Annotated in this window: 4 protein-coding genes and 1 pseudogene; 1 reads left to right on the top strand and 4 read right to left on the bottom strand. The window is 45.4% G+C overall.

Annotated features, from left to right (window positions below; translation table 11 throughout):
* Positions 1-218: 218 nt before the first annotated feature.
* Entirely contained in the window at positions 219-1046 is an 828-nt protein-coding gene (gene map, locus MiSe_RS47365; protein WP_226594089.1) for a type I methionyl aminopeptidase, read from the bottom strand.
* A 319-nt stretch (positions 1047-1365) separates the two neighbouring features.
* Here map and MiSe_RS47360 point away from each other — a divergent pair, with 319 nt between their 5' ends.
* Positions 1366-3078 (top strand): ABC transporter ATP-binding protein/permease, encoded by a 1713-nt coding sequence (locus MiSe_RS47360; RefSeq protein WP_226594085.1) that lies wholly within the window; start codon positions 1366-1368, stop codon positions 3076-3078.
* 60 nt (positions 3079-3138) lie between these two features.
* On the opposite strand, the pseudogene MiSe_RS47355 reads toward MiSe_RS47360, so the two are convergent.
* The 3 genes and pseudogenes from MiSe_RS47355 to MiSe_RS47345 form a co-directional block, all read right to left on the bottom strand.
* Positions 3139-3456: pseudogene (locus MiSe_RS47355) on the bottom strand (ATP-binding cassette domain-containing protein); the annotation flags it as partial.
* 62 nt (positions 3457-3518) lie between these two features.
* Positions 3519-4739: an RNA-guided endonuclease InsQ/TnpB family protein gene (locus MiSe_RS47350; protein ID WP_226594083.1), complete on the bottom strand. Its 1221-nt coding sequence runs from the start codon at positions 4737-4739 to the stop codon at positions 3519-3521.
* A 111-nt stretch (positions 4740-4850) separates the two neighbouring features.
* A complete protein-coding gene (locus MiSe_RS47345; protein ID WP_226594081.1) occupies positions 4851-5603 on the bottom strand; it encodes an ATP-binding cassette domain-containing protein in 753 nt (250 codons plus the stop codon).
* Between the last annotated feature and the right edge of the window lie 144 nt (positions 5604-5747).

Raw genomic sequence — 5747 nt, 5'->3', positions numbered from 1 at the left:
GCTGATAGCATTAGTGTAGCATATTTCTACTACAGGCGTGATGATTGAGGAAGATCCAGTGCAGAGTTGATTGGGGACTGTATCAAAAGGTTGCCTTTCCAAGGCTGTTTCGGTGGCATTGAGCCAGCGAAACAGCCTTGAGGTGTCCATGTATCCCGACGCTCACCTTACAGGTAGAGCGCGGGACTTATAGCCCCTCAAACTCCCCATTAGTTAAATTAAACTTTTGACCGATCCGTCAAAATTTCGTAACCTGTTTCGGTCACCAACACGGTATGTTCAAACTGGGCAGATAGGGAATTGTCTACCGTCACCGCCGTCCAACGATCCGATAAAATGCGTGTGTGCCTGGAACCGGCGTTTAAAATCGGTTCAATTGCCAGGGTCATTCCGGCGCGCAGCTTGACGTTAGGCATTTCGCGAGTGCGGAAGTTAAATACCGAAGGTTCTTCGTGCAGGTTGCGCCCAACTCCATGTCCTGTAAAATCTTCTACAACGGTAAAGCCGTTTGCTTTGACATGATCTTCTATTGCACCGGCAAGATCGAGTAAATAGTTTCCCGCTTTAACTTGTTCGATACCTTTATAAAGCGCTTCTTCGGCGACGCGAATTAATCTAGCTGCTTCCGGCGTTACCTCGCCTACGGGGATGGTGATGCAGGAGTCGCCGTGAAAGCCTTGGTAATATGCGCCCGTATCTACTTTTAATACATCTCCAGCGCGAATCACTTTTTTGGCGCTGGGAATGCCGTGTACCACTTCGTTGTTGATGCTCGAGCAAATCGAGCCGGGGAACCCGTGGTAACCTTTGAAACTAGGGGTAGCGCCCATTTGGCGGATGCGTTTTTCTGCATGGGCATCCAAGTCGGCGGTTGTCATCCCCGGTTTTACCATCTGGGAAATTTCTTTCAGCACCGTCGCCACGATCTTCGCCGCCTCGCGCATCACTTCTATTTCTCGCTGGGACTTGATTTCAACGCCTCTGCGTTTTTGTTTGCTGCGCGCGGGTTGGACGGGTTGGGTGAGTAAATTGCTCAGAATGTTCATGCTTATTTGCCAGATGGTGAGGATTAGGGGTTCAACTATTTTAGAAGGCTACCAAGGGCGATCGCGTCTCTGCTAGACAATCCCTCGGTAGACTCCATTATCAGTAACTTTTCTCAGATATTTCTATCCTAAATTAACTTTATATAAATTTGCGTTACACTCTTTCACAGAAAGGGTTGTTGGCTTTTTGTGCTTTACCAGCAGAATTTACCTACTTATCCGATAATGAGGTATAATTTTATACTGCTTTTTTAGCCAATGCGTCTTACCGGACACCTGATATATTATTACAATTTAGTTACCTTTTTAGGAATCAGACATGAGCGGATTTGACCGACAGTTGTGGAATCGATTTTGGGCGATCGCAAAGCCTTATTGGTTTTCGGAGGAAAAACGCGGAGCTAGAGGACTCCTGGCGGTTTTGCTATTGTTATCGTTAGCCGTTAGCGGACTCAACGTTATCATTAGTTATGTAGGCCGAGACTTTATGACGGCGCTTTCCAAGAAAGATGCCGAGCAATATTTTCGGCTTTTATTTATCTATGGCAGCGTTTTTGTTGTCGGCACGCCTATTGTTGTTTTCTATCGATATACTAGAGAATTACTCGGTTTATACTGGCGGCAGTGGCTGACCAATAGTTTTCTAAATAGATATTTTCGGAACCGGGCTTATTACGAAATTAATTTACGAGATAAAATCGACAACCCAGATCAGCGGGTTTCTGAAGATATTAGGTCGTTTACAACGGACAGCCTGTTTTTTCTGTTAATTATTCTTAGCTCAATAATTAACCTATTCGCCTTCACAGGAATTCTTTGGTCAATTTCGCCTTTGCTTGCGGGTATCCTAGTAGCATACGCTGTTGTTGGGACAACGGTTACTGTGATTTTTGGTAAGCGATTGATTGGTCTGAACTTCCAGCAACTCAAAAAAGAAGCTGATTTCCGCTATGGTATGGTTCACATCCGCGATAATGCTGAATCAATCGCATTTTATCGAGGCGAAAATCAAGAATCGGGAGAAGTGAAGCGGCGCTTTTTTGAGACGATTTGCAATTATAAATTACTGGTGGAATGGCAAAGGAATTTGGGATTTTTTACTCAAGGATATGATTACATTATTATCATCCTGCCTGCATTGGTAATTGCACCGCGCTATTTTGCAGGGGAGGTAGAGTTTGGGGTAATTAGCCAAGCAAGTTTTGCATTTAGCATGGTTTTAAATGCAATTTCAATTATTGTGGATCAGATTTACAAACTGAGTGCTTTTGCCGCAGGAGTTAACCGTTTAGCCACATTCTCAGAATCCTTAGAAGATCCGACAGAATCGCAAAAACCTGGTGTTACTAGAATCGATACGGTGGAAGATGGTCGCTTATCTCTCGAACAGGTAACTTTGTTGACTCCGAGATACGATCATACTTTAGTCAAAGACTTGATCGCTTCGGTGCAACCAGGTGAAGGTTTAGCAATTGTAGGTCAAAGCGGCACGGGTAAGAGTTCGTTGCTCAGAGCGATCGCCGGACTGTGGAATAATGGTACGGGCCGGATTGTGCGACCGCATCTTTCCGAAATGCTATTTTTACCTCAGCGTCCTTACATGCTTTTAGGCTCGCTTAGAAGTCAACTGCTTTATCCCAACACGAGTCAAGAAGTTTCCGACGAAAAACTGTACGAGGTTTTGAAACAAGTCAACTTGGCAAACCTACCGGAAAGAGTGGGTGGATTTGATGTCGTGTTAGATTGGGCAGATATTCTTTCATTAGGGGAACAACAGCGACTCGCGTTTGCGCGACTTTTACTGACTCAACCTCGCTACGCAATTTTGGACGAAGCAACGAGTGCTTTAGATATCAAAAACGAAGAACGCCTCTATAAGCAACTGCAAGCAACAGGAACAACTTTTATCAGCGTCGGACACCGTTCTAGCTTGTTAAAGTATCACGATCAGGTTTTAGAATTGGAGGGCGAAGCCAAATGGCGTCTATGTGCGGTGCAAGATTATAATCCCGGCGTGAGTGCGCTAGCTTGAGCCAAGGATAGGAGGGGTGAGCGCGCGCGCTCCCCTTTACTTGTCCAAAGTCCAAATCTGCTATAGATAACGATCTGCTTGCATGTTGTACATCGTCGCATAGCGTCCCTTCAAAGCCATCAGTTCAGTGTGACTACCAGATTCAGTAACTTGACCATCTTCAATGACTAAAATTTGGTCAGCCATTCGTACTGTTGAAAAGCGATGACTAATCAGAAGTGCGGTTTTGCCAGCAACCAACTCTCGGAAACGCCTAAATAGCTGGTACTCTGCCTCAGCATCAAGTGCAGCAGTCGGTTCATCGAGAATGACAAGTGCAGCGTCACGAATAAAACTACGAGCCAAAGCAACTTTCTGCCACTCTCCACCTGACAGCTCTGTGCCATCATGAAATGTACGATTGACATCCTCCCCGCCCTAAAAGGGACGGGGATTCCAATCTACCCAAACAGATTCAAAGATAACTGTATAGGTTCCTGGTGGGTTGACGCTTCACCGGATGCTGCTGACTTTACGCCAGTCTTACGCCTTCCTCCACATCCGTTTTTAGTCTCCGAATGTCCGACCGCGACTTTAATGTTTATCGCAGCGTTCACATCCCTGTCGTGAGTAGCTTCACAATTTAAACAAGTCCATTCCCGAATTTTGAGGTCTAGCTTGCCACCTCTAAATCCACAGCATGAACAAGTTTGACTGGTTGGCTCCCACCGACTAATAATGCGAAATTCACGCCCATATTTTTGGGCTTTTCCTTCTAGGAATGTTCTAAATTGTCGCCATCCTAAATCGCTAATTGCTAAGGATAGCTTCCGGCTTTTGAGCATTCCTGAGACATTCAAATCTTCTAGGACAATCGTTTGGTTCTCACGAATCAGCCTAGTAGATAACTTGTGCCAAAAATCTGTTCTAGTATCTTTGAGTTTAGCTTGCAGTCTGGCCCGGCGACGACGTGCTTTTTCGTATCGGTTAGAACCTCGTGTTTTACGAGATAGGTTTTTATTAAGCCGTCTTACCCTGACAATACGTTTTTTGAGTGGTTTGGGAGCATCCACTTTCTCACCAGTGCTAAGGCAAGCGAAGGTTGTGATACCCAAATCCACGCCAACAGCATTATCAGTAGGGGGTAAAACTAAGGGTTGAACTTCTACAACAAAGCTAACAAAATAACGCTTTGCTGCATCTTTGATGATTGTTACAGAAGACGGTTGAGCGGGTAGCGGACGTGACCAAACAACCTTTACCTTACCTATTTTGGCAAGATAAACAGATGTTTGATGCACCTTAAAACCACCTTTGGTAAAACCTGCAGACTGAGCTGCCCGACGCTTCTTAAACCTGGGTGGTCTAACAGGCTTGCCTTTACGCTTTCCGTTACATGACTTAAAGAAGTTTTGGTATGCCTGCTCTAAATCGTTGAGGGATTGCTGCAAGGGAATGTTAGAAACCTCTGATAGCCAAACCCGATCCTTTGTTTTCTTAGCTTGGGTAATGAACTGCTTCTGTAGATCTGCCCCCTTTGGTTTCTTGTTTCCTGATTGATATTGGGCAACACAGTTGGCTAACGCATCATTCCACACCACGCGAACACTTCCAAACAGCTTGTTAAGTGCCAACTGTTGAGACAAAGTGGGGTAGACGCGGTAGCGGTAACGTGCTTTCATAGCAATACTGTAACCTATTTAGGACACGAATGGCCAGACCAAATATATTTAAAGTAAGGCTTACGGATGAGGAGCTTGAGTGGTTGCTTTTCTTATGCCGAACAGAAGCAATTAACTACTGCTCTTGTAGTAAGACAATATATACAAACACTCAAACCAAAACAAAAGTCGCCCTGAAGGGCGAGGCTTGTATCCCATTTTTTCGGTCAGTTGAGTGTTGTAGCCGTGAGGCAACGTTTCTGCAACTTTATCTGCCCCCGCCCAACGGGCTACAGCTTCAAAACGAACACGATCCTGCCCAAGAACTAAGTCGCCAACCATTATGTTTTCCCTCATCGTCAGCGCAAAATGGGCAAAGTCTTGGTACATCACTGCAACGCGGCTGCGCCAAGAGTCTAGAGCGTAATCGCTTAAAGGGATTCCATCGATCGCAATCTTACCGTTAGTAGGGTCATACATGGGCGTGAGTAGCTTAACAAAAGTACTCTTACCCGAGCCATTTGTGCCTACTAAGGCTGTCACCTTTCCAGCAGGCAGAATGGCATTGACTTTTTTGAGGGCATATTCGGAACCGAACGGATAACGAAACTGGACTTGTTCAAAACTAATTTCCTGGGACAGGTTAGTAGGAGCAAGACGTCCCTGATTTAAGGAGGGTATTGCAATAACGGGCTTTGCTCCCTCAATCAGGGAGAAAAGTCCGCGAAGGTGAAGGGCAGCCTCGTACAGAAAAGTAATTGAGAACGGCAGAGCCATTGCTAATTTTTGGGATTGCAGCACGGTATTTAAGTAGAGTGCGATGTCACCCAGTGTGAACCTACCAGCACTAGCTTGAGCTGCAACATAGCAAAATCCACCAACCAATGTGAGAGTATGCAGGAGATTGACATCCTCCCGCCGCTAATTCGGAGTACCGAATATAGCGGGGGATTCCAAAGATTGCTCTTTAGGCTTCCTCTTTCCACGAGTTGACTTACTTGGAGGAGTTTCCCCACCCAAATATTGGTC

The organism is Microseira wollei NIES-4236, from assembly GCF_020521235.1.
GTDB classification, from domain to species: Bacteria; Cyanobacteriota; Cyanobacteriia; order Cyanobacteriales; family Aerosakkonemataceae; genus Microseira; species Microseira wollei.
Note: the sequence above shows the minus strand (reverse complement) of the source record. Positions and strands in the feature narration are given on the sequence as shown.